The organism is Terriglobia bacterium (genome assembly GCA_020072645.1).
Classification (GTDB): Bacteria; Acidobacteriota; Terriglobia; order Terriglobales; family Acidobacteriaceae; genus Angelobacter.
The window spans coordinates 129,750-153,796 of the sequence record JAIQGK010000001.1; the positions used below are offsets into that span (position 1 = coordinate 129,750).

General features: G+C 55.2%; 23 protein-coding genes. 10 read left to right on the forward strand and 13 right to left on the reverse strand.

Annotation, left to right across the window (positions count from 1 at the left end; translation table 11 throughout):
* Window positions 1-100 precede the first annotated feature (100 nt).
* Window positions 101-796 carry a CoA transferase subunit B gene (locus tag LAO76_00565; GenBank protein ID MBZ5489406.1) on the forward strand — a complete coding sequence of 232 codons (696 nt, stop codon included), beginning with the start codon at window positions 101-103 and terminating at the stop codon, window positions 794-796.
* Window positions 797-856: 60 nt separating this feature from the next.
* Window positions 857-1,075, forward strand: a complete 219-nt coding sequence (locus LAO76_00570; protein ID MBZ5489407.1) for a hypothetical protein — start codon at window positions 857-859, stop codon at window positions 1,073-1,075.
* A gap of 131 nt (window positions 1,076-1,206) precedes the next feature.
* Here LAO76_00570 and LAO76_00575 read toward each other — a convergent pair whose 3' ends face one another.
* The 7 genes from LAO76_00575 to gpmI form a co-directional block, all read right to left on the reverse strand.
* Entirely contained in the window at window positions 1,207-3,102 is a 1,896-nt protein-coding gene (locus LAO76_00575) for a hypothetical protein (protein ID MBZ5489408.1), read from the reverse strand.
* Window positions 3,103-3,499: 397 nt separating this feature from the next.
* A complete protein-coding gene (gene mtnA / locus LAO76_00580; GenBank protein ID MBZ5489409.1) occupies window positions 3,500-4,552 on the reverse strand; it encodes an S-methyl-5-thioribose-1-phosphate isomerase in 1,053 nt (350 codons plus the stop codon).
* 126 nt (window positions 4,553-4,678) lie between these two features.
* Window positions 4,679-4,942, reverse strand: coding sequence for a hypothetical protein (locus tag LAO76_00585; GenBank protein MBZ5489410.1), 264 nt, complete (start codon window positions 4,940-4,942; stop codon window positions 4,679-4,681).
* Window positions 4,943-5,009: 67 nt separating this feature from the next.
* On the reverse strand, window positions 5,010-5,477 hold the full coding sequence (locus LAO76_00590) for a MerR family transcriptional regulator (protein ID MBZ5489411.1): 468 nt from the start codon (window positions 5,475-5,477) through the stop codon (window positions 5,010-5,012).
* 100 nt (window positions 5,478-5,577) lie between these two features.
* Entirely contained in the window at window positions 5,578-6,684 is a 1,107-nt protein-coding gene (thiS, locus tag LAO76_00595; protein MBZ5489412.1) for a sulfur carrier protein ThiS, read from the reverse strand.
* A gap of 202 nt (window positions 6,685-6,886) precedes the next feature.
* Complete coding sequence (locus LAO76_00600) at window positions 6,887-7,870, reverse strand: D-2-hydroxyacid dehydrogenase (GenBank protein ID MBZ5489413.1); 984 nt, start codon at window positions 7,868-7,870, stop codon at window positions 6,887-6,889.
* Between the two features lie 128 nt (window positions 7,871-7,998).
* The gene (gpmI, locus tag LAO76_00605) at window positions 7,999-9,600 is read right to left on the reverse strand and encodes a 2,3-bisphosphoglycerate-independent phosphoglycerate mutase (protein ID MBZ5489414.1); all 1,602 of its coding nucleotides are present in this window, start codon (window positions 9,598-9,600) and stop codon (window positions 7,999-8,001) included.
* Window positions 9,601-9,896: 296 nt separating this feature from the next.
* Between gpmI and LAO76_00610 the strand changes: the two genes are divergently transcribed.
* On the forward strand, window positions 9,897-11,042 hold the full coding sequence (locus LAO76_00610; GenBank protein ID MBZ5489415.1) for an alpha/beta fold hydrolase: 1,146 nt from the start codon (window positions 9,897-9,899) through the stop codon (window positions 11,040-11,042).
* Between the two features lie 31 nt (window positions 11,043-11,073).
* On the opposite strand, the gene LAO76_00615 is transcribed toward LAO76_00610, so the two are convergent.
* From LAO76_00615 to LAO76_00625, 3 genes are all read right to left on the reverse strand, one after another.
* On the reverse strand, window positions 11,074-11,898 hold the full coding sequence (locus tag LAO76_00615) for a hypothetical protein (protein MBZ5489416.1): 825 nt from the start codon (window positions 11,896-11,898) through the stop codon (window positions 11,074-11,076).
* Window positions 11,899-12,486: 588 nt separating this feature from the next.
* Entirely contained in the window at window positions 12,487-13,038 is a 552-nt protein-coding gene (locus tag LAO76_00620; protein ID MBZ5489417.1) for a TlpA family protein disulfide reductase, read from the reverse strand.
* Between the two features lie 157 nt (window positions 13,039-13,195).
* A complete protein-coding gene (locus tag LAO76_00625) occupies window positions 13,196-14,125 on the reverse strand; it encodes a hypothetical protein (protein ID MBZ5489418.1) in 930 nt (309 codons plus the stop codon).
* Window positions 14,126-14,303: 178 nt separating this feature from the next.
* On the opposite strand from LAO76_00625, the gene LAO76_00630 reads away from it, so the two are divergent.
* Window positions 14,304-14,693 (forward strand): DoxX family protein, encoded by a 390-nt coding sequence (locus LAO76_00630; GenBank protein MBZ5489419.1) that lies wholly within the window; start codon window positions 14,304-14,306, stop codon window positions 14,691-14,693.
* A gap of 38 nt (window positions 14,694-14,731) precedes the next feature.
* On the opposite strand, the gene LAO76_00635 is transcribed toward LAO76_00630, so the two are convergent.
* Window positions 14,732-15,715: a hypothetical protein gene (locus tag LAO76_00635; protein ID MBZ5489420.1), complete on the reverse strand. Its 984-nt coding sequence runs from the start codon at window positions 15,713-15,715 to the stop codon at window positions 14,732-14,734.
* Window positions 15,716-16,052: 337 nt separating this feature from the next.
* On the opposite strand from LAO76_00635, the gene LAO76_00640 reads away from it, so the two are divergent.
* Together LAO76_00640 and LAO76_00645 are read left to right on the forward strand one after the other, a co-directional pair.
* Window positions 16,053-16,775, forward strand: a complete 723-nt coding sequence (locus tag LAO76_00640; protein ID MBZ5489421.1) for a hypothetical protein — start codon at window positions 16,053-16,055, stop codon at window positions 16,773-16,775.
* Between the two features lie 78 nt (window positions 16,776-16,853).
* On the forward strand, window positions 16,854-17,279 hold the full coding sequence (locus LAO76_00645) for a hypothetical protein (protein ID MBZ5489422.1): 426 nt from the start codon (window positions 16,854-16,856) through the stop codon (window positions 17,277-17,279).
* Window positions 17,280-17,318: 39 nt separating this feature from the next.
* Here the strand turns inward: LAO76_00645 and LAO76_00650 are convergent, their stop codons facing one another.
* Entirely contained in the window at window positions 17,319-17,495 is a 177-nt protein-coding gene (locus tag LAO76_00650; GenBank protein ID MBZ5489423.1) for a hypothetical protein, read from the reverse strand.
* Between the two features lie 332 nt (window positions 17,496-17,827).
* Here LAO76_00650 and uvrA point away from each other — a divergent pair, with 332 nt between their 5' ends.
* The 3 genes from uvrA to pyrE all read left to right on the forward strand — a co-directional run bounded on the left by uvrA (window position 17,828) and on the right by pyrE (window position 22,287).
* The gene (gene uvrA / locus LAO76_00655) at window positions 17,828-20,623 is read left to right on the forward strand and encodes an excinuclease ABC subunit UvrA (GenBank protein MBZ5489424.1); all 2,796 of its coding nucleotides are present in this window, start codon (window positions 17,828-17,830) and stop codon (window positions 20,621-20,623) included.
* 199 nt (window positions 20,624-20,822) lie between these two features.
* The gene (locus tag LAO76_00660) at window positions 20,823-21,683 is read left to right on the forward strand and encodes a CPBP family intramembrane metalloprotease (protein MBZ5489425.1); all 861 of its coding nucleotides are present in this window, start codon (window positions 20,823-20,825) and stop codon (window positions 21,681-21,683) included.
* 28 nt (window positions 21,684-21,711) lie between these two features.
* Complete coding sequence (gene pyrE / locus LAO76_00665) at window positions 21,712-22,287, forward strand: orotate phosphoribosyltransferase (GenBank protein ID MBZ5489426.1); 576 nt, start codon at window positions 21,712-21,714, stop codon at window positions 22,285-22,287.
* A 145-nt stretch (window positions 22,288-22,432) separates the two neighbouring features.
* Here the strand turns inward: pyrE and ribB are convergent, their stop codons facing one another.
* Complete coding sequence (gene ribB, locus LAO76_00670; protein ID MBZ5489427.1) at window positions 22,433-23,578, reverse strand: 3,4-dihydroxy-2-butanone-4-phosphate synthase; 1,146 nt, start codon at window positions 23,576-23,578, stop codon at window positions 22,433-22,435.
* A gap of 148 nt (window positions 23,579-23,726) precedes the next feature.
* Between ribB and LAO76_00675 the strand changes: the two genes are divergently transcribed.
* Window positions 23,727-24,044 (forward strand): hypothetical protein, encoded by a 318-nt coding sequence (locus tag LAO76_00675; protein ID MBZ5489428.1) that lies wholly within the window; start codon window positions 23,727-23,729, stop codon window positions 24,042-24,044.
* Window positions 24,045-24,047 lie beyond the last annotated feature (3 nt).

Consider the following 24,047-nt stretch of genomic DNA (forward strand, 5'->3'; position numbering starts at 1 on the left):
GTCAGGTAACGACTGCGCATTGCTCGAACGATACTGTTAACGTAGAGACGTAGCATGCTACGTCTCTACACAGAGCCCATCGCGATTGCAGGGGACCATTATGGCGACAACACCAGTCAATAAAGTGGACAAGCAAAAAGACGTGGAGAAGCGCGAGCGGATCGTGAAACGAATCGCGCGAGAGATGCAGGATGGCTTCTATGTGAACCTGGGGATTGGCATGCCAACGCTGGTGGCCAACTACATTGCTCCAGGCGTTGAAGTAATTCTGCAAAGCGAGAATGGCATGCTGGGGGTCGGGCCATTTCCTTTTGAAGGCGAAGAGAATCCTGACCTGATCAATGCCAGCAAAGAAACTGTGACGGAAGTACCGGGTACGGCGTATTTTTCCAGCGCCGACTCATTCGCCATGATCCGCGGCGGCCACATTGACCTGAGCGTGCTGGGCGCCATGGAAGTGGACGAACAAGGGAACCTGGCGAACTGGATGATTCCGGGAAAAATGGTGAAGGGCATGGGCGGCGCCATGGACCTGGTGGCGGGCGCGCGGCGCGTGATCATCGCCATGGAGCATACGACGAAAGACGGCACGTCCAAAATCCTACCCAAGTGCACTCTTCCCTTAACGGGAATGAAAGTTGTGGACACCATTGTGACCGAGATGTCTTATATCAATGTCACGCCCAAAGGCCTACTATTAGAGGAGGTGGCACCGGGGTTGACGGCGGAAGACGTGCAAAAAGCCACCGCGGCCCGATTGATCGTGAGCCCGAATTTGAAGACAATGGAGTTTTAAGAACCAACCAAAATCGGGTTTAGGCAATCGGAAAAAGGTAGTTACAACGGAGGCAAGCAAATGCGTGCAGATCATGCTGAAGTTTCCTGGGATTCCGAAAAGTCAAAGTGGATGGTACGAATTTCCGTTGGCGAAGAGGTAATTCGCCGCTATTGCAGTCTCCCCCAGACCGCAAGTGAAACTGACCTTCGCGCGGCGGCGCAAACAACCTTGAAAGACGAAGGCTATGAGCTGGATGGCGCGGCCATCACAATCCAGAAACAGACACACGCAGCTTAAGCTGTTCTCGGCAGTCGCCGGGTCACGGCGACGCGAATGAACAATACTGAGATCGGATATGCGCTCATCGGAGTGCCAGTCATAAAAAACGGGCGGCCACAAGAGCCGCCCGAGTCCGCAATCCTCAATTCTTAAGGAAGCGGTTGTATGGGGAAGTAGATGTGGCTGAGCCCACTGTCCGCGCTTATGCCCAACATGCCGTTAGCTGATCCCAGGTCGTCGTGGCAGCTGAAGCAGTTCGAGGTGCCCTGCACATAGGTTTCCATGGTGGAGTTGGCCAGTACATTGGTGCCAACCTGAGTGCCGCTTGACGGAGGCTGGCCGCCCGCGGTCCAGGTTGCTCCAAGCATGAAGTAGTTCTTGCGCATGTCTCCTGACACCAACTGCGAAATAACACTGTTGTTAATAGAGACAATTTGCGTGTTCGAACTCACGCTAGCCGCCGCCGTGCCCGGCAGTCCCCATGGGTTCGTCCGGAGGGTATTGCTGGGAGTGATGGACGGGGACCCGACGATGTTGTTTCCGGATAGCTGCGCGTGCGACTGGTTGAATGTACTGCCGGTCGGGCAGTTCGGGATACAGAACAGCCAGTTTCCGGCGCTGTCCTGCGGGATGGTCTTATTTCCCGTGGTTGAGGCGTAGGTATAGGCCGCATTGGGCGTGTTGCCGAAGTGCTCAAAGGTGGCCCAGATCATTTCCGGATGCCCGGCGGTCGTAGCTACGAAGTGCACACCCACCAGAGCCAGCGTGATGTTCTTCGTTCCAGTGGGAACCCATTGGCTGGGATTCGAAGTGTTATACGTCGGCACGGTCCCCTTCACAGTGATGTAGTTACCTGGGTTGGAAATAGTGGACGCGTCTACCCACGACATCTTGACTTCGACAGCCAGAGCATTGGGATCAGGAAAAGTTACACCTTTCGACGAAGCGAAGGTCGTGACCTTGGCCAGGTCGGCAGCGGTGGTTGGAAACTCCGATGCCGCCGGCGTGATGCCACCGGTCTTGTTGCCGGTCAGGAAGTAAGCATATACGTCGTTAACCACGATTGTGTAGTAAACGAGCGATGGTCCCTGTGACAAGAGCGCATCGAACGTCGCCTGACCTTCTTCTGGGTCTACTGGGGTCACCAGCCCGCCAAAAGGATTGATGAAGATTTTCCGGCCGTTGATAGTAAACCGCTGCGCGATCTGCGGCTTTACTGCTTGCGGTGCGGCGGATTTCCGCATCACCTTGGTGATAGCTCGCGGAGCAGCCTTCGGAGCAGGCTTCAGCGGCGCTACCGGCTTGAGCAACTCGGGACGGAGGATCGGCTTGGGCGTCGCAATCACCTTGCCCGCTGGGTCCTTAAAGACCACTTTGCCTTGTGTAATGGCAGCACTCCCAACTTCCACTTCCTTGCCTAAGCCATTCCGGATGAGCTGCTTGCCGCTGGGCGCAACCTTTGCGGGCTCTACCTCGAACAGGCGGTGATTCCGGTCCATGATCATCGGCAAGCCGTGCGGTCCGGGGATAGGGACGCGCACCCCAATGATGGGAAACCGGCCAGAGACGTGTTTGGTCATCGTGCGCTGGTCGCTCGAGTTGAGAGGGGACACGTCATAGAAGGTGGGAGAATCGAAGATGTGAGCGCCGCCGCCATAACTCGATGGGGCCGGAGAGAGCAGCCAAAGGAACATCTGTTCCGACCACTGATAGAAGGCGCACAGGCTGGAACCCGTGAAGGTCAAGCTGTTGGCCGGATTTACTATGCCGTTCACCGAGGGCGTTCCGGATTGAAACCAGCCGTTGAAGGTTGCCGCAGAAACCGGACAGCCGCCGGAGGCGTTCGTGGGAATGGTTTGAGCATTCACTGGCGATGGTTGGACCAACAGGATCGTCAACCCCAGCGCCGCTCCCGCAATCAACAATACCAGCCCGACCAGATAGGTCCGGCGCGAGTTCCTATACTTATGCGGAGGGCGTCCCATGGCGTCAGCCTGCGACGCTAAACGGTTGACCACTCCTCCACAGACGGTAGCATTATTCATAGTTCAAAGCCTCCACGCTTTCTTTGTAGAAACAGAGCAATTGCACGATCCGCACCACGGGCCCAATCCGTTCGTATTAGTCGTTGAGAATCCAAAGATCATGTTGGATATCGTCCAAATCGGAACCCTAAGAACTTGATGCTCCAGATGCAATTGTTTTGGTAGGTAGTGAGGAGAACTTGCAAAACGTTACGGATATTGCAAGTAAGAATGCGCAAAATGTTCCGGAACAGACAACAAACCCTGCTGGGTCTTGTTTTTTAGTTTAGGACGGAAGCTTGCGGGCACAGATTGGTGAAGAGCCGATCCATTGTTTGATTGCCTGGACCCGCGGGAACAGTGGGCAATGACTTGGGAATCCATGCCATCTTAGAAACAGAGGGTGAATGCGCTTAGACTAGGCCTTAACCGCTTCCATTGCTGCCAGTTCGCGCAAAGTTTCTACAAAAGGCGGCTTGGCGATTCCCCGCTCGGTGACAATGGCCGCCACGTACTTGCTCGGCGTTACGTCAAAGGCGGGATTCTCCACCAGCACGCCATCCGGAGCAACTTGTTTACCGGCGTGATGCGTAACTTCCCGGGCTGAGCGTTGCTCGATGGGAATTCCTTCACCGTCGGGCATGTTCATGTCCACGGTGGACCACGGCGCAGCAACATAAAAAGGAATGCCATGCTCTTTGGCCAGAACAGCCACGCTGTAAGTGCCAATCTTGTTGGCCACGTCGCCGTTGGCCGCAATGCGGTCCGCGCCCACGATCACAGCCTTGATCTTGCCCTGGCGCATCATGGCGCCGGCCATATTGTCCGCGATGAGCGTGGTCGGGATGCCATCTTTCATCAACTCCCATGCGGTAAGGCGCGAACCCTGCAGAAATGGGCGTGTTTCATCGGCAAAGACATGCAGTTTTTTGCCTGAATCAATGGCGGACCGGATGACGCCGAGCGCAGTGCCGTAACCGCACGTGGCCAGCGCGCCCGCATTGCAGTGGGTGAGCACTCCGCCGGACGAAGGCATAAGTGCGGCGCCATGGCGTCCCATGGCTTGATTCGCGGCAATATCTTCCAGCAGCAGCTTTTGTGCTTCTTCCACAAGGTTGATCTTCACCTGGTGAACACCCTGCGGGGCCGCAGCTTCAAACGCCTGCTGCATACGGCGGATGGCCCAGAAAAGATTTACGGCTGTAGGCCGTGTTTCTCCCATGATCCGGCAGATCTGGCCGAATTCCGTACGCAGGGTGGCGATATCCGGGGCAGCGGAATGTTTGATGCCGAGCGCGATGCCCATGGCCGCAGCCACGCCAATGGCGGGCGCACCACGAACAATCATGTCGCGGATGGCGGTTGCAACTTCCTGATACGTGCCACAGGTTACAAAAACTTCTTCCATGGGCAACCGCGTCTGATCAATAAGGCGGATTCCCTGGCTGGTCCATTCAAGTGAGCGAATCATCTACAAGATTGTAATTGGAGAGGTGAAGGCGCGCATCTTCCGCAAATCCCGAAATGGGAAATCTCAAGCGCGCAAACTGGACTAATCCGCTGGGGGCGGCTAGTTCATCATGAATCGAACTTCGGCCTAGTTGGGCCGCCGCGGCACCACTTGTTCATCAATAATCACGAACTGCGCCGGGCAGGTGCTTGATCCGCAAATTACGGGCACCACGCCGCGCATCTGTCTGCGGGTGATCAAACCCAGCGTGCCGCATTCCGGACAAGAGAGCACGGCCCAGTAAGGATCTTCCTGGTCGCCGACCTCGCCCGCGTTTTCCAACACAAAGATTGTTCCCGGCTCCATTTGTTCCGGAAGCCATTCCGTCACGATGTTCAGCTCTGCCACCATGGTCACCTCCGCCACTCTGTTTCTCCCCTTTTTTAGGACCTGCATTCAAGCACGCGCAGCCGGCTGATTACGAACTTCGCCTTCTGCCCGCGTTTCGCGCCGCCTGCTTCTGCGCTGGACGACGGTTGAATATTTCAGCCCGGACTTCCTTCACAGCGTCACTCAGGCAAATCCCCAGCAACGGCTGGCGCGAGTTCTTGAGAATGTCGATTACCTGGCGCTCTGAGTTTTCCAGGTAAATGCGTTTTCCATCGGTCAAGAGGTGATACTCCGATCCGTTGCTCACCGCTTCCGCCAGCCGCCTGCCGAATTCCTTTTGCAGGAATTTCATGATGCGGCGGACGCGCTGCAGCGGAAAACCCTTGCGGCGGAGAGCGCAAATCACCGCGATCTCCGTGAGGTCATCGAACGAGTACAGCCGGATGCGGCCTTTGCGCTGCGGCTGCACAATGCCTCGCTCATCCCACCACTGAAGCTGCCGCGGCGTGATGCCCGTAAGTTTCACCACTTGCGCCGATGTAAAACGCTGGTCCATTGCGTATAGGAAATGTTTAAAACATTTCTTCCTATAAATGTTTGATTCATTTTAGGAGCAGTATCTAGAAAGTCAACAGGAAAGTCCAAGGCAGAGCTGCTCAAGACAAATAGAGGGCGGTGAGGAAGAGTACGAAGCGGTAGAAGTCCAAAACGTAGTGGAATGAAACAACGAGAACGAGCGCCTTAGCGAATGACCAGAAGACCGATTCGCGATATGCAGCGCGCAGGGCAAGAGAACTGTAGATAAGCAATACCAGGAGCGCGACAGGAAAAATAAGCATGTCCCAGTTCACGGAAGGAAGATGGACGCCGCGCTTCAGGACGAATCGCAAGACCAGCGTTACGCCAGGGTAGAGCGCGACGAAAATCGCCATTAGCCAGAACGCCGTGAAATGCAGGCTGAAAACCAGATGCTGGCCGAAAAATTGTTTCTTGCGCCATTGCAGAAGGGCCAGAAGCATGGCATAGAGCAGGACCATAACGACCACGAGGGAGCGGGCCTGTACGTCAACAACGTGGTTAAAAGACTGAGAGAACTGGGTGAGAGTGATGCCTTTGGCGGCCAATCTCTGCGCCACCAATCGCGACGCGAGATTGCTGTATGACATCCCGTGCATCTGAATGTCGAGCGTGGTGCGCAGGCCGGACCATCCGATGTAGGGCTGCACGAAAAAATAAATCAGGTTCGAGACAAAGAACAGTTGAAAAGGATGCAGGTAAGGCTTGCGGCAGCCGCGTAGATACTCAGCGGTGAGGAATCCTGGCCTGGTGAAAAGTAGTCTGAAGCTGCGGAATATCTTCGAGTCAAAATGAAAGAACTCGCCCAGAGCGTGGGTAAAAAAATGTCCGATGGACAAATCATTGGTGCTAAACCTTTTCTCGCCACAGGCGGAGCAGAACCTGCCGGAAACGAATTTCCCGCATGCAGGACACTGCCATTGGTTTTCGGCGGGCGGCTCTGACGAGTCGTGTTCCTTTGATTGTACGGATTCAGCGGGACTGACCGTTCCGCCCCCAACAAAGTGAACGACTTCCAGTTTGTCTCCATTCTTGAGCGCAGTCGCGTCCCACTGTGTCCGTGGCACGATCTCCATGTTTAACTCCACGGCCACGCGGTCGGGTTTCATGCCGAGGTGTACCACCAGCGCAGCGACGGTCAGGCCGTCAGGAAAGTCGCGTTGTTCGCCATTGATGTGGAGAAGCATAGGGAGTACTTAGCAATTAGCAACTGGCAATTAGCCAAACCTTTTTACCGCAGAGGACGCGAAGAACGCAACGATACGAAGATTCCGAATCACATCCTCTCTGGATCTCCACGTTTGGACGGTTGGTTCTTTAAGGTTGAGCGCTGACTGCGAATAGCCGAGTTTCCGGCTAACTGCTATTTGCCAGTTGCCAATTGCTTTGTCAATATCCTCTTCCCTTGTCCACTTCGTTCAGCAATGGCTGGCCCGCCAGAAAGCGTTTCATGTTGTCCACGATCAAGCGGTAGTGGCGCTCCCACAGGCGTTCAGTGACCGCTGCTGTGTGCGGCGTGATCAAAATATTGTCAAGCGACCAGAAAGGCGAGCTCGCCGGCAATGGCTCTTCATTGAAGACATCGAGCGCAGCCCCGGCGATGCGACGTTTCTGCAAGGCGTCGAGCAAAGCGGGTTCATCGATCAGCGGACCGCGAGCGACATTGATCAGGTAGGCGTCGGGCTTCATTTTGCTGAGGCGTGCGGCGTTCATAAGTCCCATGGTGGATGGGGTGACCGGCGTGCAGAGCAGGACGTAGTCGGCCTGGGGCAAAACCTCGTCGATCTGCGCAGAACCGTAGACGGCATTCGCGCCGTCAAGGCCTTTGGCAGGATTTTCCCGGATGGCCACGATTTTCAGGCCCAGCGCTTTGGCTCGCACAGCAAACTCGCGTCCAATGCTGCCCATGCCGACGATGAGCACCGTAGAGCCGGCCACCTCTCGCGGGCGGGGTTTGTCATGCCAGAGCTGATCTTGCGACCACGCATGCTTTGCCTGATATTGCATCGCCTGAGGCAGCCGCTTGGCCAACGCCAGCAGAACGGCAATAGCGTGCTCGGCGACTACGGGGCCATGGATTCCAGTTGAGTTGGTGACAACCACGTTGCTTCGAACCATTTCTGGATACATGAGTTGGTGCACCGCTGCCGCAGGAGAATGTATCCAACGAAGTTTTTTGGCGTCGGCGAATTGCTCAGGCCGCAATGACCAGCCGATGAAGACATCAGTGTCGCCAATTTCCTGCGGCACACGGTCATAGTTCTGGAGCTGGACGACTGTATGGCCCGGAAAATCCTGCTGGAGGCGTTCGCGTATCCATGAGGGCGCATGCCAGAGTTCAAAGGAGTGGTAGTGGACGATTAATATTTTCATGGTGAGCAAATAGCAATTAGCCGGATGCTTGATTTTGCAGGGGCTAAAGCCCAATCTTTTTTAGGCTGCTGACGGCACGAGTAAACTCGTGCCCTGACACTTGTCTTCCTTTAGGACACATCTGTTTCTTAAGCATGCTTTACTACCCGCAGGTCTTTCCCGGTCATTTCTTTTGGTTGATCAAAGCCCAGCATGCCGAGCACCGTGGGAGAAATATCCTGCAATGAACCTTCCGATCGCAGCGCCAGTTTTTTTGCATCTTCACTGACCACGATGAACGGCACGGGATTCGTGGTATGCGCGGTATGCGGCCCGCCGGTTGCCGGGTCAATCATCTGCTCGGCGTTGCCGTGGTCGGCCGTAATGAGCATGGCGCCACCGCGCGCGCGGACAGCCTTATAAATTTCTCCCAGGCAGTGATCGACCGTTTCAACGGCCTGCACCGTTGGCGGAATTTTACCGGAGTGGCCGACCATGTCGGCATTGGCGAAGTTGACGATCACTACATCAAAGGCAGAATCGTTAGCAGCCTTGATCACGGCATCGGCAATTCCCTGGGCAGACATTTCCGGTTTGAGATCATAGGTTGCGACTTTCTGCGAAGGAACCAGAACGCGGTCTTCACCGGGGAAAGGCTTTTCCACTCCGCCATTGAAGAAGTAGGTCACGTGGGCGTACTTTTCGGTTTCGGCCACGCGCAGGTTGCGCAGGTTGTGTTCGGCCATCACGTTGGCCAGGATATTTTTGAGCGAGTCCGGCTGCACGACAAAGGGCAGAGTGAACTGCTTGTCATACTGCGTCATGCATATGTATTTCAGATTCTTGGGAACGCGGCTGCGAGGGATGGCAGCGTCGAGCGCTTCAGCGTCAGGCAGATCGCGTCCGCCCTGGGCGGTGAGTCCGCTTTCACGAGCCAGGCAGCGGGTGATCTGGCGAGCGCGGTCAGCGCGGAAATTGAAGTTGATGACCGAATCGTCATCGCGAATCGTCGCAACGGCTTGCCCGCGATTGTCGACGCAGGTGAATGGAATAATGAACTCGTCAGTGACGTCTCGGTTGTAGGAATCTTTCACGCCTTGCACCGGATCGACAAATTCTCCGCCTTCGGCTTTGCCCGCGACCATGGCGTCAAAGGCCTTGAGCTCGCGGTCCCACTTTTTGTCGCGGTCCATGGCATAGTAGCGGCCGCTCACACTGGCGATCTTGCCGCCAAGCTCGCGCATTTTCTGCTGCAATTGCTGCAGGTAAACAGCGCCGTTGGTGGGCAGAGTGTCGCGGCCATCCATAAAGCAATGAACAAAGATGCGATCAACGCCGTTCTGTTTGGCCATGCGCAACAGCGCATAGAGATGGTTCTGGTGGGAATGCACGCCGCCATCGGAAAGCAGCCCGCAAAGATGGAGCCGCCGTCCGCCACTGCGCGCATTTTTCATGGCTTCCATCAATACGGGATTGCTGTAGAAATCGCCCTTTTCGATCATGAGGTCGATCTTGGTGATGTCCATGTAAACAATGCGGCCCGCGCCAATATTCAGGTGGCCGACTTCACTATTACCCATCTGTCCCTGCGGAAGGCCGACAAAGGGTCCGCTGGTATGGATAAGCGTGTTGGGATATTCGGTGAGCAGGCGGTCATAGTTGGGCTTGTGCGCCAGCGCAATGGCATTGGCCTTGGAAGGCGGCGCATAACCCCAGCCATCGAGAATGATAAGGACAAGAGGACGGTTCATGGTGAACCAAAGATTTTAAATCAATCGCCGTAATCGCGCGGAATCGCCGAAATCGGAAGCCCCCACCGCGGAGGCGCGGAGACGCGGAGAAAAACAAAAACCCTTGAAACACGGAGGAACGGAGTAAGCGGAGGAAACACTTACTGATAGGCATGAGATTTACAAGGATCAGGAGATGCAATGATCGAGTGACAGCGACGCCCAAGTGATAGCATAAGCAGCGCAGTTGGAGAGGACTCATGAGGACGAAGGATCTGGTTGTGTTGTTGGTCTTACTGGCAGCCATGTTGCAAGCGATGTCAGCGCAGGGTGCGCAGGGCAAGGCGGACAAAAGCGCCACACAAGGTAAATCATCGCAAAGCAAAGACGTCCAAAACAAAGACGCCCAAGCGCAGGCGCAGGATGCGGCCAAAGACAAGACGGAGAAGCCGGACATCCATGAATTTGTCATCGCCAACTTCAAGACCGAAAGCGGCGTCACGTTGCCGCAGGCGCGTGTGGTCTATGGAACGTATGGCCACCTGAACGCGGCGCGGGACAACGTGGTCCTGCTGCCGTCGCATTACATGGCGGATTGCCACGGTTACGAATGGCTCATCGGGCCGGACCGCGCGCTGGATACTTCCAAGCTCTTTCTGGTTGCGACCGAGCTTTTCGGCAACGGGCATTCATCTTCGCCCAGCAACACGCCAGAGCCTTTTCATGGGCCGCGATTTCCGGTGACGACCATCCGAGACAACGTGGAAGCGGTGCATCGGTTGCTGACGGAAGAGCTGAAGATCAAGCATTTGCGCGCGATTGTCGGATTCTCGATGGGTGCGCAGCAGGCGTTTCAGTGGGCGGTTAGCTATCCGGATTTTGCGGACAAGATTGTGGCGACGGCAGGCACAGCAAAAACCTACCCTCATGGCGTTGTGCGGCTGGAAGGGCAGATTGCCGCGCTTACGGCGGACGCGGCATTTCAAAATGGAGACTACACCGCGCCGCCGACCAAAGGCCTGGAAGCGTTTGCCACGGTGTGGACGGCATGGCTGTTTTCTCAGGAATGGTGGCGCAAGGAGTTGTGGAAGGCTTCGTCGCCGCCGGGGACTACGTTTGAGCAGACGCTGCACGAGTTCCGGACGAACTTTATTCCCGGCGCGGACGCCAATAACTTAATCCTGCAATGCCGCACGTGGGAGAAGCACGACGTGGGAGCGACTCCGGGCTTCAACGGCGACGTGGAGAAGGCGCTGCGATCAATCAAGACGCCATTTCTTTATATGCCGTCGGAAACCGACCTGTATTTTCCGATCGGCGATGCGCGCTATGAAGCGGCGTTCATGAGCACGGTAACGCTGACACCGATTCCGTCGCTATGGGGACATACAGCCGGCGCGGGGCCAAATCCTGAGGACTTGAAGTTTTTGAACGAGAAGATTGGAGCGTTTTTGGGGCGGTAAAGGTGGCGTCTGGAATTTGAACACTTCAACATTATTGAATTCGCGTGGATGCCTTAAGATCGGCCCAGGGAGGCGCGGGCGCGATGCCGAGAATCCATCCTTCTATTTTGGCAATCTCGCGGTCGGCGGGCGAGAGGACGGGACAAAGGAAGTCTGAGAGTGTTCCCGCCGTGTCGTTACGGCGCAGCCACTCAGCAATAGCAAACGCGTCTTGTTGGTCACGGGTCCGCCCTTCTGAGGGGAAATCCTTGCTCCATAGCGCGGGGTAGGCCTCAGCGATCACGGAGGTGTTGGGTGGAACCTGCCAGCCGTCAAAAGGCCAGAAGTGCGTGCGACTACCGAGATGCTGACGGAGATAGCGCAGCCAGGGGATGCCCGCATGGGTGGATTTTGCCACCGAGCCGGGGACATCGAAATGAAAAACCGACTTGGCCGTGCGGGCGTGCAGCTCGGTAAGGCGTCGCCAACGGGAATCGCCCGAGCGCGCGGCTCCGTTTCCGCGTATGCCATCGCGGACAAAGTCGACGTAAGTATATTTGTCGTCGGTGGGCCAGTGTTGCTGAAAATCATCAAGGAATGCAGGCCAGTCAAGCGGCAGGCCATGCTTTTGAAAATAGCGGATTGGGAATGAGAATCCGTGATCAATGCCAACGATAGAGGGAGGGCCGGCGCTCAGCTCTGCCACAAGCCATTCAGCTATCTCGCGGCGCGTCCAATACCAGCGGGGGCTTTTTGGGGGAGCGACTTCGCGGGGAGGCGTGAGCCCGTCGCTCTCGTAGATGCGCAGACCTTTGAGGCTGGACGTAGGCACTTCAGCGCCAGAGTAATCAATGCCGATGTAACGGTCGAAGATCATTGTTCCGTCAATTTCGCGTGTTGTTGAAAGAATGTGTCTGTTGCAAACAGGGTTATACCACCCGCGTATGACCTTCCACCAACAGAGTGGCCGGACGGCTGGGCGGAGAAGGACAATTGACAATGAGTCGCATTGCCATTATTCGCAATTGATTCGCTCAGTGAAAGCGGCTATACTCCGGCAACGCCCCAGGGTGTGAGGTCTCCAAGAAGCTCTTTGAAAATATAGCAGTTAACAATTGGCAGCTGGCAGTTGGCAAAAGCCGGTACTTGGTTTTTGGTATTTGGTACTTGGTGAAAGCATTGCGACCCTCTGCCGACCGAACAGTTAGAAATGGAAAAAAGAGCTGAAATCGACCTGGATTCGAGCCCTGGAAAACGAAAAAAAGAGGCTTCGACCGTTCGGTGACCGCTCGGTCGAATTGCACTTTGGTTTTTGTTTTCAACAAAGCGTCTATGGGGGTGGGGGCTCTGGCTGAGGGACGCAGGCAGAGGGCTGTGGCGCGGAGCGCGCCTATCGCCGGAATCGCGTGATCGCCGAGATCGGAAGACCAAACCCTTAGCACGATTGACTCAGGAAGAAGGAAGGCTATTTGTCGTCATCGTCCTTGTCGTCGTCATCATCCAGGCCGCCGCTGGAAAGCAAGTTGCGCAGTGCGCCTTCTCCGGCTGCGCCGCGTTGTTCGCCAGCCACGTTGCCGTCACGGTCGATGACGACATAGATCGGATAGACCTTGGCCTCAAACATGGCTGCCAGGTTAGTGTCGTCAGTAAGGACAATGCGGGTGGACCGCGGGTGCTGCTCCAGATATTTCTTTACCGTCTTTTTGGATTCGCCTACGTTAATCGCCAGGATGACAAGCCCGTTGTTGGCGTATGCGTCATTGATGCGGTCGACGAAGCCGGCTTCCTGAAGGCAGTAACCGCACCATGTGGTCCAGAATTCCAGCAATACGACCTTGCCTTTAACGGAGTCGTTATTGAACTTCTCGCCGCGGGTGGTGGTGGCGCTGAAGCGTGGAGCCGGTTCTTTGGCCTTGGTCTTACCGGCGGCTGGTCCTGCCGCAGCGCAAAGCAAGGAGGAAACCAACAGACAGGTTATGGCAACGCGCAAGGTGCGAAGTTGAATTGGAGCTTTCATGCGGCGGTACTTTACCACAGAAAGGCATAGTTTCAGATGAGGTTCGTTGCAATGCCAATCAGCAGGAGGGTCTTACGATCGCGTAGCGAAGATGGGAGATCAAGATTGCGCCCAGCTCTGGCTGCTCAGTGGTGTCGACCAGCGGCGAAGTGATCGACTACTGAAGAGAGAAATTGCAGACGGCCAGCGTTGCTCCATCAGGAGCGTTTACAAGCAGTCCCCATCCGCCCAGAGTTGTTGCTCCGCGCTGGCCGGAAGGAACCTGCAGATCGGTTGCCAATGGAACCTCAGCGGCGCCCGGCGGCGTGACAAACAGGGAATAAGTGGTTGCCGGCAGGTTCGCTACCAGTCGGAACTGGAGTGTCTCACCGGCAGAGTAGGGAACAGCGGATGAAGTCAATGAATCGCCATTGCGTACCTGGATTATGCCGTCGGGACTGAAGTTGATCAGGCTGCTTAGTCTCGGTTGGCCGCTGGAAGAGCCGAAGAAGCCTAAAGCCGCGTCCATGGCCGATGAAGAAGGAGTAACGGAAAAGGTGGCGGTAAAGCCTTTGGCCAGCGACACAGGAAAGCTGACGCGTTGAGCGGTTGAGCCTGCCAGCGTACTTACGCATCCCGTTGGAGTGATAGCACTTTCAGCAGACATGAGTTGGCTGGCCGGCGACGCTGCGCTCTGGACAGAAGCAGTCAGGGAAATATTCTGGGAGACATTGTTCGCCGTGTCTGAAGCCGTAACGGTGATGGTGATATTTCCAACGGGAGTCCCGCTGGCGGTGGAAACCGTTAAGACCGCAGAGCCGGAGCCACCGGTGATGGAAGTGGTATCAAAGCTGGCAAGAACGTTTGAATTTGACGAGGAGGAACTGAGCGATACGGTCCCAGTGAAGCCATTGACGGCCTGGACAGTGATGGTAAAAGTGGTGGAGCCGCCCGCGGCAACCGACTGGCTAGTTGGATTCGCGGACAAAGTAAACTCTGAGTTGCTGCCGCCGCTCCCGGTGGTCGATCCAACGGTACGGCGCGGGGAAATCACGCAGCCATTTGCAACGATCAGTAGACTTGCCAGCAACAATGCCAACTTACGCATGGAAGAGTCTCTTTTCTCGGCCGGTCCCAATAAGAATGAGAGTAATAGATTTGGATTCTTATCAGAGGTCCAAGTGTTTGCCGCGAAAGCGTAAGAATTGGTAAAGAGTTGGGCTATTTTTGTAGTCTCGAATAGGCTTCTTTTTTATGGAAACCGCAGAGCCAGGGAGAATAGCGTTATGTTTCCTCAACTTGCCGAGTTTCAAGATGTTGCCATTCTGCTGCTGCGGCTAATGGTCGGAGCCATATTTGCCAGCAGCGGCTGGAGTCACCTGAAAGATCCGGAAGGCCGCGGCAAAAGCATCGGCATGAGCAAGGGCTTCACGGCGTTTCTTGGGGCGGCTGAGCTTGCCGGGGCGTTGGGCGTAACGTTGGGCGTGCTGACGCAACTTGCCGCCGCAGGCTTGATTCTGGTGATGCTCGGCGCTATCCAGAAGAAGGTTTTTGTATGGAAAACAGGCTTTTGGGGCAAGCACGGCACGGACGGCTGGCATTACGACCTGATGCTGGTAGTAATGAACCTGGCCATCATCACAACCAACGGCGGAAGGTTTGTCTTATGGATGTAGCGCGCCGATTCATTGCCTCAACGCCTAACGAGCAAAAGCTATTTAAGTTTTACGAGTCCCACAACATCTCCGCCATTCGGACCCACGGCATGCACCCACACGTTATTAAATCCGTCTTTCAATTCCGGATATTGCGCGATCATGGCATTGGCCAGGTTGCGCGCGTCGGCCTGCGTGCCGTTGAAATCCGCGGTGCTGGGGACGGAATATTTCATTGTGAGATCAAAGTTCTTGTCATTGCGGAAGAAGTTCATCTCAGTAATGTTGTAGGTTTTGCCGCCGGCGGTAAACGCCACCGGCTTGCCGCCCACAGGGATATCTTTTGGCTGGATGCTATTGGTTTCATCGGTAATCTTGCTGAGCATCTTTGTGTTCATGTATGTGGCGGGCTGCAGAAGATCGTAAGAGTTCAGATAGTAAAACCAGGCATTGTGGGTCTGGCCTTTGCTCTTATAATCGCGCGCCTGCAGCAGATACCACAGGCCGTCATGGCCGGCGGCGGAGCCGGGACGAATCTGATATCCGGCAATTTTCCAGCCACCAAGGTCCTGGAAAATGATGGAAAGAACGTATGGCCCCTTGTTGCCGATGAAATCCTGAATGGTGACTGCGTATTTGCCAACGGCAATTCCGGCAAGATCAAATTCTGCCGTATTCGGATTCATGCCGTTGGCGCCGAAAACACCGCAGTAGAAGGTGCCGTCCGGACCGGGATTCGTGCCGGTATCGAGAAAGTAGAGGTTGCGGAGTTGCGGCTTGGCGCCTACAAAAGCGTCCTTGTTATCGTTGACCGCGCCGGTGATGCCGGCAAAGTTCGATTGCAATGAAGGAACTGAGCTGGCCTGAAGGCCTTGTACGTTGCCGCTGGCGCTTTGATCGAATGCCTGCTGCGCTGCGGTCTCAATGGCCTTGCGCGCAGGCTCCGGGATTTCGTCCTTGTTCTGGCAGGTCTGGGCCCAAGCCGAAAAGCTTCCGGCTAGAACCAGTGTTGCTGTAAGAATCCTGAATGTAAGATGCTTCATAAAAGTGCGCTACTCCGGTTTATTTAGGATGCTTTGGACCGCTTTTCAGATGCACGACGTTTCCGGCTCAAGCCCGTAACTCATAGGTAAATATATCGCTTTGGCGGACAAGCAGGGAAGTGGAGTTAAGCATGGAAACTCATGAGGCCTAAGTGAAATTAGCGGGACAAGTTTGCCAACGCTGAACGTTCTTTATCCATAAGGAGTAAAATCTCCAGAACAAACAAATTAGGGGCAAAGGGCTCGGTCCGAACCAAATCTTATGGCACGTTTTTCTTCAATAACTTGTGGCGGTTTTGTTCTTTTCGGCGCATTGACGTTGCTTCAGGCGCAAACCATGCGTCCTACAGTGCCCGTGCAACGCCCCAATCCGCCCGGCAGCCTTGCTCCGCAAACGCCCCAACAAACGCCGCCCCCCCAATCCCCTATAGGCGTTCCATCTCCCGCCGCAACTATCGGCCAACCAGCCGTCCAGCCAGGTCCAATGGGACCGCCTGTGGCCCCTGTGGTCACGTATCGCGATGGCTTGCTCAGCGTGCAGGCGCTGAATTCAAACCTGAGCAGCGTGGTGACGGCCATCCGGAACAAGACAGGAATTGAATTTGAAGGCGCAGAAGGCATTTCAGAACGGGTAGCAATTGCCCTGGGCCCAGCGCCGGAAGGTGACGTTCTGGCTGCGATTTTTGCCGGCTCGAAGTATGACTTTCTTGCCATTGGAAGGGCAGACAGCCCGACCATTGTGCAGAAGGTCATTCTGACAGTGAAGAATAAACCCGGCGCAGCAGGAGAAGCGCAGGCGCAGCAGCAACCTCCTGCCGCGAACCAGGGCGAAGAAGAAGAAGCTCCGGAAGAACAGCCAAATGTCGGCGAGCCGCAGGATACGCCTGTTCAGCCTCCGGTGCCGCAACCACCTCCACAAGCTGAAACGCCGCCCAACCAGCAGCCGAAGACGCCAGAACAGTTGCTGCAAGAGCTACAGGAAATGCGGCGGCAAAAAGGTTCGCCGGAGGATCCAACGAACAATCCCAATCCGGCCCCACGGAAAGCGCCGCCGAGATAGAACAGTCGCTCGCTTGGAAGTCAAAAGCCTGTTGCTGCCTTTCAAAAGAATTGATTTGTGAGAAAGTGGTGACGGGAAATGGAATATCTGGTTGGCATCTTATTGTCGCTTGGGACAATAGTCCTCGCCGCTGTGATTGGCTTTGCCCGGGAAAGATCTTTTTATTCGACGGTGCTGATTGTTGTCGCCACCTATTACATTCTGTTCGCCATAATGGGAGCCTCAGGGCGAACCTTGGTGATTGAAATCGCAATCGCGGGTGGCTTCATTCTTTTTGCCCTGCTTGGCTTTAAAGGGAATTTTTGGCTGGTGGCGGTTGCATTGATGGGGCACGGGATATTTGATTTTCTTCGTCCCAGCGTGATTGCAAATCCCGGGGTGCCACACTGGTGGCCGGGTTTCTGCACGGCATTCGATGTGATTTTTGGCGGTTGGCTGGCGTTACAACTGTTGCAGCGGAGAAGTTTTCCGCATTCCGGGGCCGTGGATCGGCACGCCGGTTAGCTTTTATAGCAAAGCCCGGCAGACGCCGAAGAATAAGGCTTAGTGGCTGGACGCCGTAGTGGCAATCACCGCGGTTGTGGTGGCCTGAGGTTCAGTTTGTCTACGGGCAAAAGCGTGCAGGATCGCGCTGATAACAGCGTAGCCGCAGGCAATACCAAAGGCGAGTGAAAACAGAATGGTAAAGAGCACGGTGGAGGAAGCCAGAATGGGATTCATTGTCCAATCTCTTTGATGGTCCTTTTCTCGGGCCGGTTGGTTTCGCCGGCCATGTGCATTGTCGGCAATATTGGTTCAAATGTCTGCATTACCGCCGCTGCTGCACCCTTGATACCTCATCATGCCCTTTGGTCATACAGCCCGCAAATAACTGAAGTCATTAGGTTAAAGCCCGAGTTTTTTCGCGGCCAAGCGCGAAAATTGACCGATCTTAACCGCCAACGATAAGATACGGAGTAGAGCTGTGCGCTCACCTTCCGGGACCTTCCAGTGAAGGCCCCCGCAATTTTGTTGGGGTGGCGCCAATTTTTCGAACCAGGTTTAGAAGGTCCATGGCTATCAGCAACATCACTGTGCGCGGCGCTCGCCAGCACAATTTGAAAAACATTTCGGTTGAAATCCCGCGCAATACTTTAACGGTAATCACGGGGCTTAGCGGTTCGGGCAAATCGTCGCTCGCTTTTGACACTATTTATGCCGAAGGCCAGCGCCGCTATGTGGAAACGCTCTCCGCATACGCGCGCCAGTTTCTCGACCAGATGGAGCGTCCGGACGTGGATTCCATTGATGGCCTGAGTCCGGCAATCTCCATTGAGCAGAAGACTACCTCACGCAGCCCGCGCTCTACAGTCGGAACAATCACTGAGATTTACGATTATTTACGCCTGCTATACGCTTCGGTCGGCGTCCCGCATTGCCCAAAATGCGATAAGCCGATCAGTCGCCAGACGTCTGACCAGATTGTGCAACGCGTGATGCAGCTGAAAGCCGAAGATCGCGTGATGATCATGGCGCCGCTGGTTCGGGGACGCAAAGGCGAGTTTAAGGAAGAACTGGCAAAGCTGGCGCAACACGGATTCGTGCGTGCCCGCATTGATGGTGAGCTTCGCCACCTGGATGAAGAATTGGATGAGATCCAGCTCGACAAGCGCAAGAACCACACTATTGAAGTTGTGATTGACCGCTTGCTGGTGAAGTCTGGGATTGAAAAGCGCCTGGAACAATCCGTGGCTACGGCCATGAAGCTGGGTAAAGGACTGGTTCAGGTCGCGGTGGTGAATGGTGAAGAGCATCTTTATTCGGCGCGCATGGCCTGTCCCGATTGCGGCATCAATATTCCTTCACTGGAGCCACGCTCATTTTCTTTTAACAGCGTCTATGGCGCGTGCCCGGAATGTAACGGTCTGGGCAGCAAGTATGATTTTGATCCGGCCAAGATCATTGTGGACTGGTCCAAACCGCTGCTGGATGGCGCACTCGGTCCCGGATCGGGATCGTCTTATCTTCAGCGGATGGTCGATATTGTTGCCGCCGCGTACAAACTGGACATCGCGACACCGTTTGAGAAGTTTCCGCCGAAAATCCAAAGCCTGCTGCTGTACGGGCCGGATGAAAAAGAAGCTCCGCGCCTGGGCTTTCGCGGCGTGCTTGGTTTCCTGAAGCAGAACCTGGAAGAATCGACATCAGAAAGCTATCGCGAGTGGATGTTGAGTTACATGTCCGCGACAAAGTGCCCTGTCTGCCAGGGCAAGCGGCTGCGTCCGGAAAGCATTGGGGTAAAAGTAAATGGCTTGTCGATTTCAGACTTCACTGCCCTTCCGGTTTCGCGTTCAGTGGACGTGGCAGCCAAGATCACTCTGACTGACCGGGAACGGCTGATTGCCGGCCGTGTACTGCATGAGATCAGCGAGCGGCTCCAGTTTCTGCATGCCGTGGGGCTGGGGTATATATCGCTGGATCGCTCGGCGGCAACGCTTTCCGGCGGAGAAGGCCAGCGCATCCGGCTGGCGACACAGATTGGATCAAAGCTGCGCGGAGTGCTCTACGTTCTCGACGAGCCTTCCATCGGCCTGCACCATCGCGATAATAATCGGCTTTTGCAGGCGCTGGAGCATTTGCGCGATTTGGGAAACACAGTGCTGGTGGTGGAGCATGATGAAGAAACCATTCGTCGCGCTGATTACGTAATTGATCTTGGTCCGGGGGCCGGATTGCTGGGCGGAGGTGTAGTGGCTTCCGGCACTCCCGCGCAGATTATGGAGCAGGCTGGATCGCTTACAGGTCAGTACATCTCCGGACAAAAAAATATTGCTGCGCGTTTTGAGCCGCGGGCCACAAATGGCAAAGCCGTTACGGTACTGGGCGCCAAAGCCAATAATTTGCGCAGCGTTGATGTCACCTTTCCGCTGGGTGCAATCACGGTTGTCACCGGCGTTTCCGGGTCGGGAAAATCCACGCTGGTGAATGACATTCTTTATAAAGCGCTGGCCAAGGCCTTGTATCGATCGCGGGAGGAGCCCGGCGCGCACAAGGCAATCTCCGGCGCGGAGCACATTGATAAAGTCATCCGCATCGATCAATCGCCCATTGGCCGGACACCGCGTTCAAACCCTGCGACATATACCGGAGTGTTCACGCACATCCGCGATCTTTACGCGATGTTGCCGGAGTCGCGCGAACGCGGCTACAAGGCGGGACGTTTTTCTTTCAACGTCTCAGGCGGACGCTGCGAGCACTGCCAGGGTGAGGGCGAGCGCCGCATCGAGATGAACTTTATGCCGGACGTTTACGTCCTGTGCGAGGTCTGTGGCGGCCATCGCTATAACCATGAGACGCTGGCAGTGCGGTTCAAAGGAAAATCTATCGCCGATCTGCTGGAAACCGCTGTCTCAGACGCGCTGCCGATCTTGGAAGACATTCCGCAAATCCGGCAGAAATTGCAAACCCTGGTAGATGTGGGGCTCGGTTATATCAAGCTGGGTCAATCCGCTGTCACGCTTTCCGGCGGCGAAGCCCAGCGCATGAAGCTGGCCAAGGAGCTTTCCAAGCGGCAGACCGGGCGAACTCTCTATCTCCTGGACGAGCCAACCACCGGCCTGCATTTTGAAGATGTTAGCAAGCTCCTGGAAGTCATCCACCGCCTTACTGACCTGGGAAATTCGGTGGTGATCATTGAGCATAATCTTGATGTCATCCGTAATGCGGACTGGATCGTTGATCTGGGACCAGAGGGTGGAGAGGATGGTGGGCGAGTGGTGGCACAGGGAACGCCGGACCAAGTTTCCAGAATCAAGAAATCTTATACCGGTCAGGCCTTAACAGAATACGGAAACAGATCGCTTAAGTGATTGATTTTAAAAGTATTATATGATTCTGTTCCAGATTCGTAAACTAAACATAAAAGTTATCTCATGATTAATTTAATCAAGTAGAGTGCTTTCAACCTTCTCCTTATACCTGGGCACAATCGAGGGGTAGCGGCTTTGGCTTCCAATGTTCAAACGCTACCCCTTTAGTCTTTTCTGAGAAAACTCTCAATGGTGTACATTGGAATTTAAGGACTCATTCCTCAATCCTGTGCATTCATTCGATCCCATTTCGCAGGCCGACCCCATGCCGCCGTTGGCGATAGAGCCTTTGCAAGCTGCTGAACCGGCAAAAACAGAAATTGATCTTCTTGATGTCCTGCTGGTGGGCGTGGCCATGGCCGTCGCCTTTGTCGTTTTTGGCACTATGGCGGCGACCATTTTCCTTCTTACCCATCGGTCTCCCGGCCTGAACCCCAAAGTGCTGGAAGATGCCATGACCAGGAATGCATTTTTCATTGTGCCCACGCAATTTGTGATTTATGTGGCAATTATTGGCTTCATGGCGGTACTGGTCTGGGTACGCCATAAAAATTCACTAGCTGAAGCTGTCCACTGGAACTTGCCTGCGCGCAGACGCGTTTGGGGGCTTGCGCTGATAACAGGAACAGCCCTGGCTTTTATTTCTGACATTGGCGAAGTTGTGCTCCATCGCTGGATACCGGACTCACTGCCTATCACCGAGTTTTTCAAAGACCGTCCGTCAGCCTTGCTGCTGGGGGCATTTGGGATTCTGGTGGCGCCGCTTATGGAAGAACTGCTTTTTCGCGGCTTTTTGTATCCTGCGCTGGCCCGATGGACAGGCACAACTGCGTCACTCATTATTACCGCATCGGCATTTACCCTGCTTCATGGGGCACAGCTGGGCTATTCCTGGGCTCCGTTGCTGCTGATTTTTGTGGTTGGCTTCACGCTCACGCTCACCAGGATTCGGACCAACTCAGTGGCTACGTGCGTCATCGTCCATATGACTTATAATTTTGTCCTGTTGCTGCAAACCTATATTGCCACGCACGGATTCCGCCAGATGCAAGGAATCTAAGCCGGAAATAAGTTAATCTTAAAAACCTATGTCTTCTGCGCGCGACCAACTTCTTGAGTTGCTGGCTACAAACTCTTTCCGTCTGGGTGAATTCACGCTCTCTTCCGGCGCCAAGAGTGACTACTACATTGATTGCCGTACCACCACGCTTCATGCCCGCGGCGCGGAACTCACTGGGCGCGTCTTCCTTGATCTTATTCAGCAGCACGGCTGGAAACCGCAAGCCGTGGGCGGACTCACGATGGGCGCCGACCCAATTGTCGTGGCGACGTCAGTCATCAGCTCGCAGGCTGGCGCTCCGATCCATGGTTTTCTAGTGCGCAAAGCGGAGAAAGCGCACGGCATGGGACGCCGCATAGAGGGTTTTCAGGAAAAAGGCGCGCGCGTTGTCATTGTGGATGACGTCTGTACCACCGGCGGTTCCACGATCCAGGCGACTGAAGCCGCGCGCGAATTCGGCTTCAACGTCGTCGGCGTAGCTTGTCTGGTTGAACGCCTTGAAGCCGGCGGTCGGCCTGCGGTGGAGAAATCAGCCGCGCCGGCAAAATTCATTTCGATTTTCACTTCAGACGACGTGAAGGTCGAGCACCTTAAACTGAAATAAAACCTCGCCACTGATGACACGGATCACACTGATTTCCATGGATGATTCCGTTGCATGTACGGTCTCAACTGCGTATTCAATCCGTTAAATCCGTGTTTAGCCGTGGTAAGGTTTGTTTTTTTAGGATATCGCTAAACAGGTGCGCTCACTTTGTTGCGGACTTTAATGTCGGCACTGGCACCTGCTCAACAATTCTGATTCCAAAGCCTTCCAGCGCAGCCACGCGCTTGGGATGGTTGGTAAGCAGGCGGATGGAACGGATGTTCAGGCCGGAAAGAATCTGCGCTCCCACACCAATATCGCGCTGCGTTTTTCTCTGATGCGCTGGGGCAGAGCGCGGCTCACGATGGAACACCAGCCGTTTTTCCTCGTCCACGTTGAAGCCTTTGGAAGTCTGGTGCAGGTAGATCAGTGCCCCGGTCCCTTCGAGTGCAATCATTTCCAATGAGCGATCAAGGACCTGTTGGCAATCGCAAAGCGATCCGCCAAAAACATCTCCCGCCAGGCAATGCGAATGCATGCGCACCAGCACAGGGCCGGTGCCGCGTTCCACGTCGCCTTTTACCAGGGCAACGTGCGATTCGCCGTCGAGCTGGTTTTCAAACGCGATCATCCTGAACTCGCCGTGACGCGTCGGGAGCATGGCCTCGCCCACTCTGGCCACGTGGCTCTCCGTTTCCATGCGATAGCGAATCATCTCCGCCACCGTAAGCATTTTCAGGTTGTGCGTCTTGCAGAATTCAGTAAGATCAGGCACGCGCGCCATGGTGCCGTCTTCATTCATGATCTCGCAGATCACGCCCGCGGGAATCATTCCGGCCATACGCGCCAGATCGACAGAGGCTTCTGTCTGTCCGGCCCTAACGAGTACGCCGCCTTTGCGCGCCGCAAGAGGGAAGACGTGTCCCGGTCGCACCAGGTCAGCCGCCCGGCTTGCCGGATCAATGGCAACTTGAATCGTGCGTGCGCGATCATGGGCTGAAATTCCGGTCGTGACACCTTCACGCGCCTCGACACTTTCATAGAAGGCCGTTCCGTAGGGCGACGTATTTTCGCGCGTCATGGGCCCGATGCGCAGATAATCCAGCCGTTCCGGCGTCATGGCAAGGCAGATCAGTCCGCGCCCGAACTTGGCCATAAAGTTGATGGCTTCTGGGGTGATCTTCTCGGCCGCCATGGTGAGGTCGCCTTCATTTTCGCGGTCTTCATCGTCCACAACCACGATCATCCGCCCGGCGCGGATCTCTTCGATAGCCGTGGGAACATCGGTAAATGCGGCGGAAAAAGGCATGGGAACTATAGCCAAATTGTAGCAAACTCGAAATTGTTCCGGACTTGGCAAACATGTTCCGATTTGGAATCGGATGACCTTCAATTTTGGCAATCTTTGGCAATTTCGGCGATTTTGGCAATGGCCCGAATGGGCTTACAATCTTGTTATGGCAAAGGCAAAATCCACGCCCGAACCCTTTGAAGTTGCTTGCCCCTGCTGCAACGCCGTACTGAAGGTCGATCCTGACACCAAGGCCGTGATATCGCACGTTGCCGCCGTGAAGCCCAAAACGTTCAATGATTTTGAGGCTGCCGCCAAAGCCATGCGTGAGCAGGAAGGCCGCAAGGAATCCATCTTCCGCCAGGCCGTAGATGCGCAGAAGAACAATGCCAGCCTGCTGGAAAAGAAATTCCAGGAAGCCGTGAAGAAGGCCAAAGAGACGCCCGACGAAGGCCGCCCGCTGCGCGACTTTGACCTGGACTAGCTG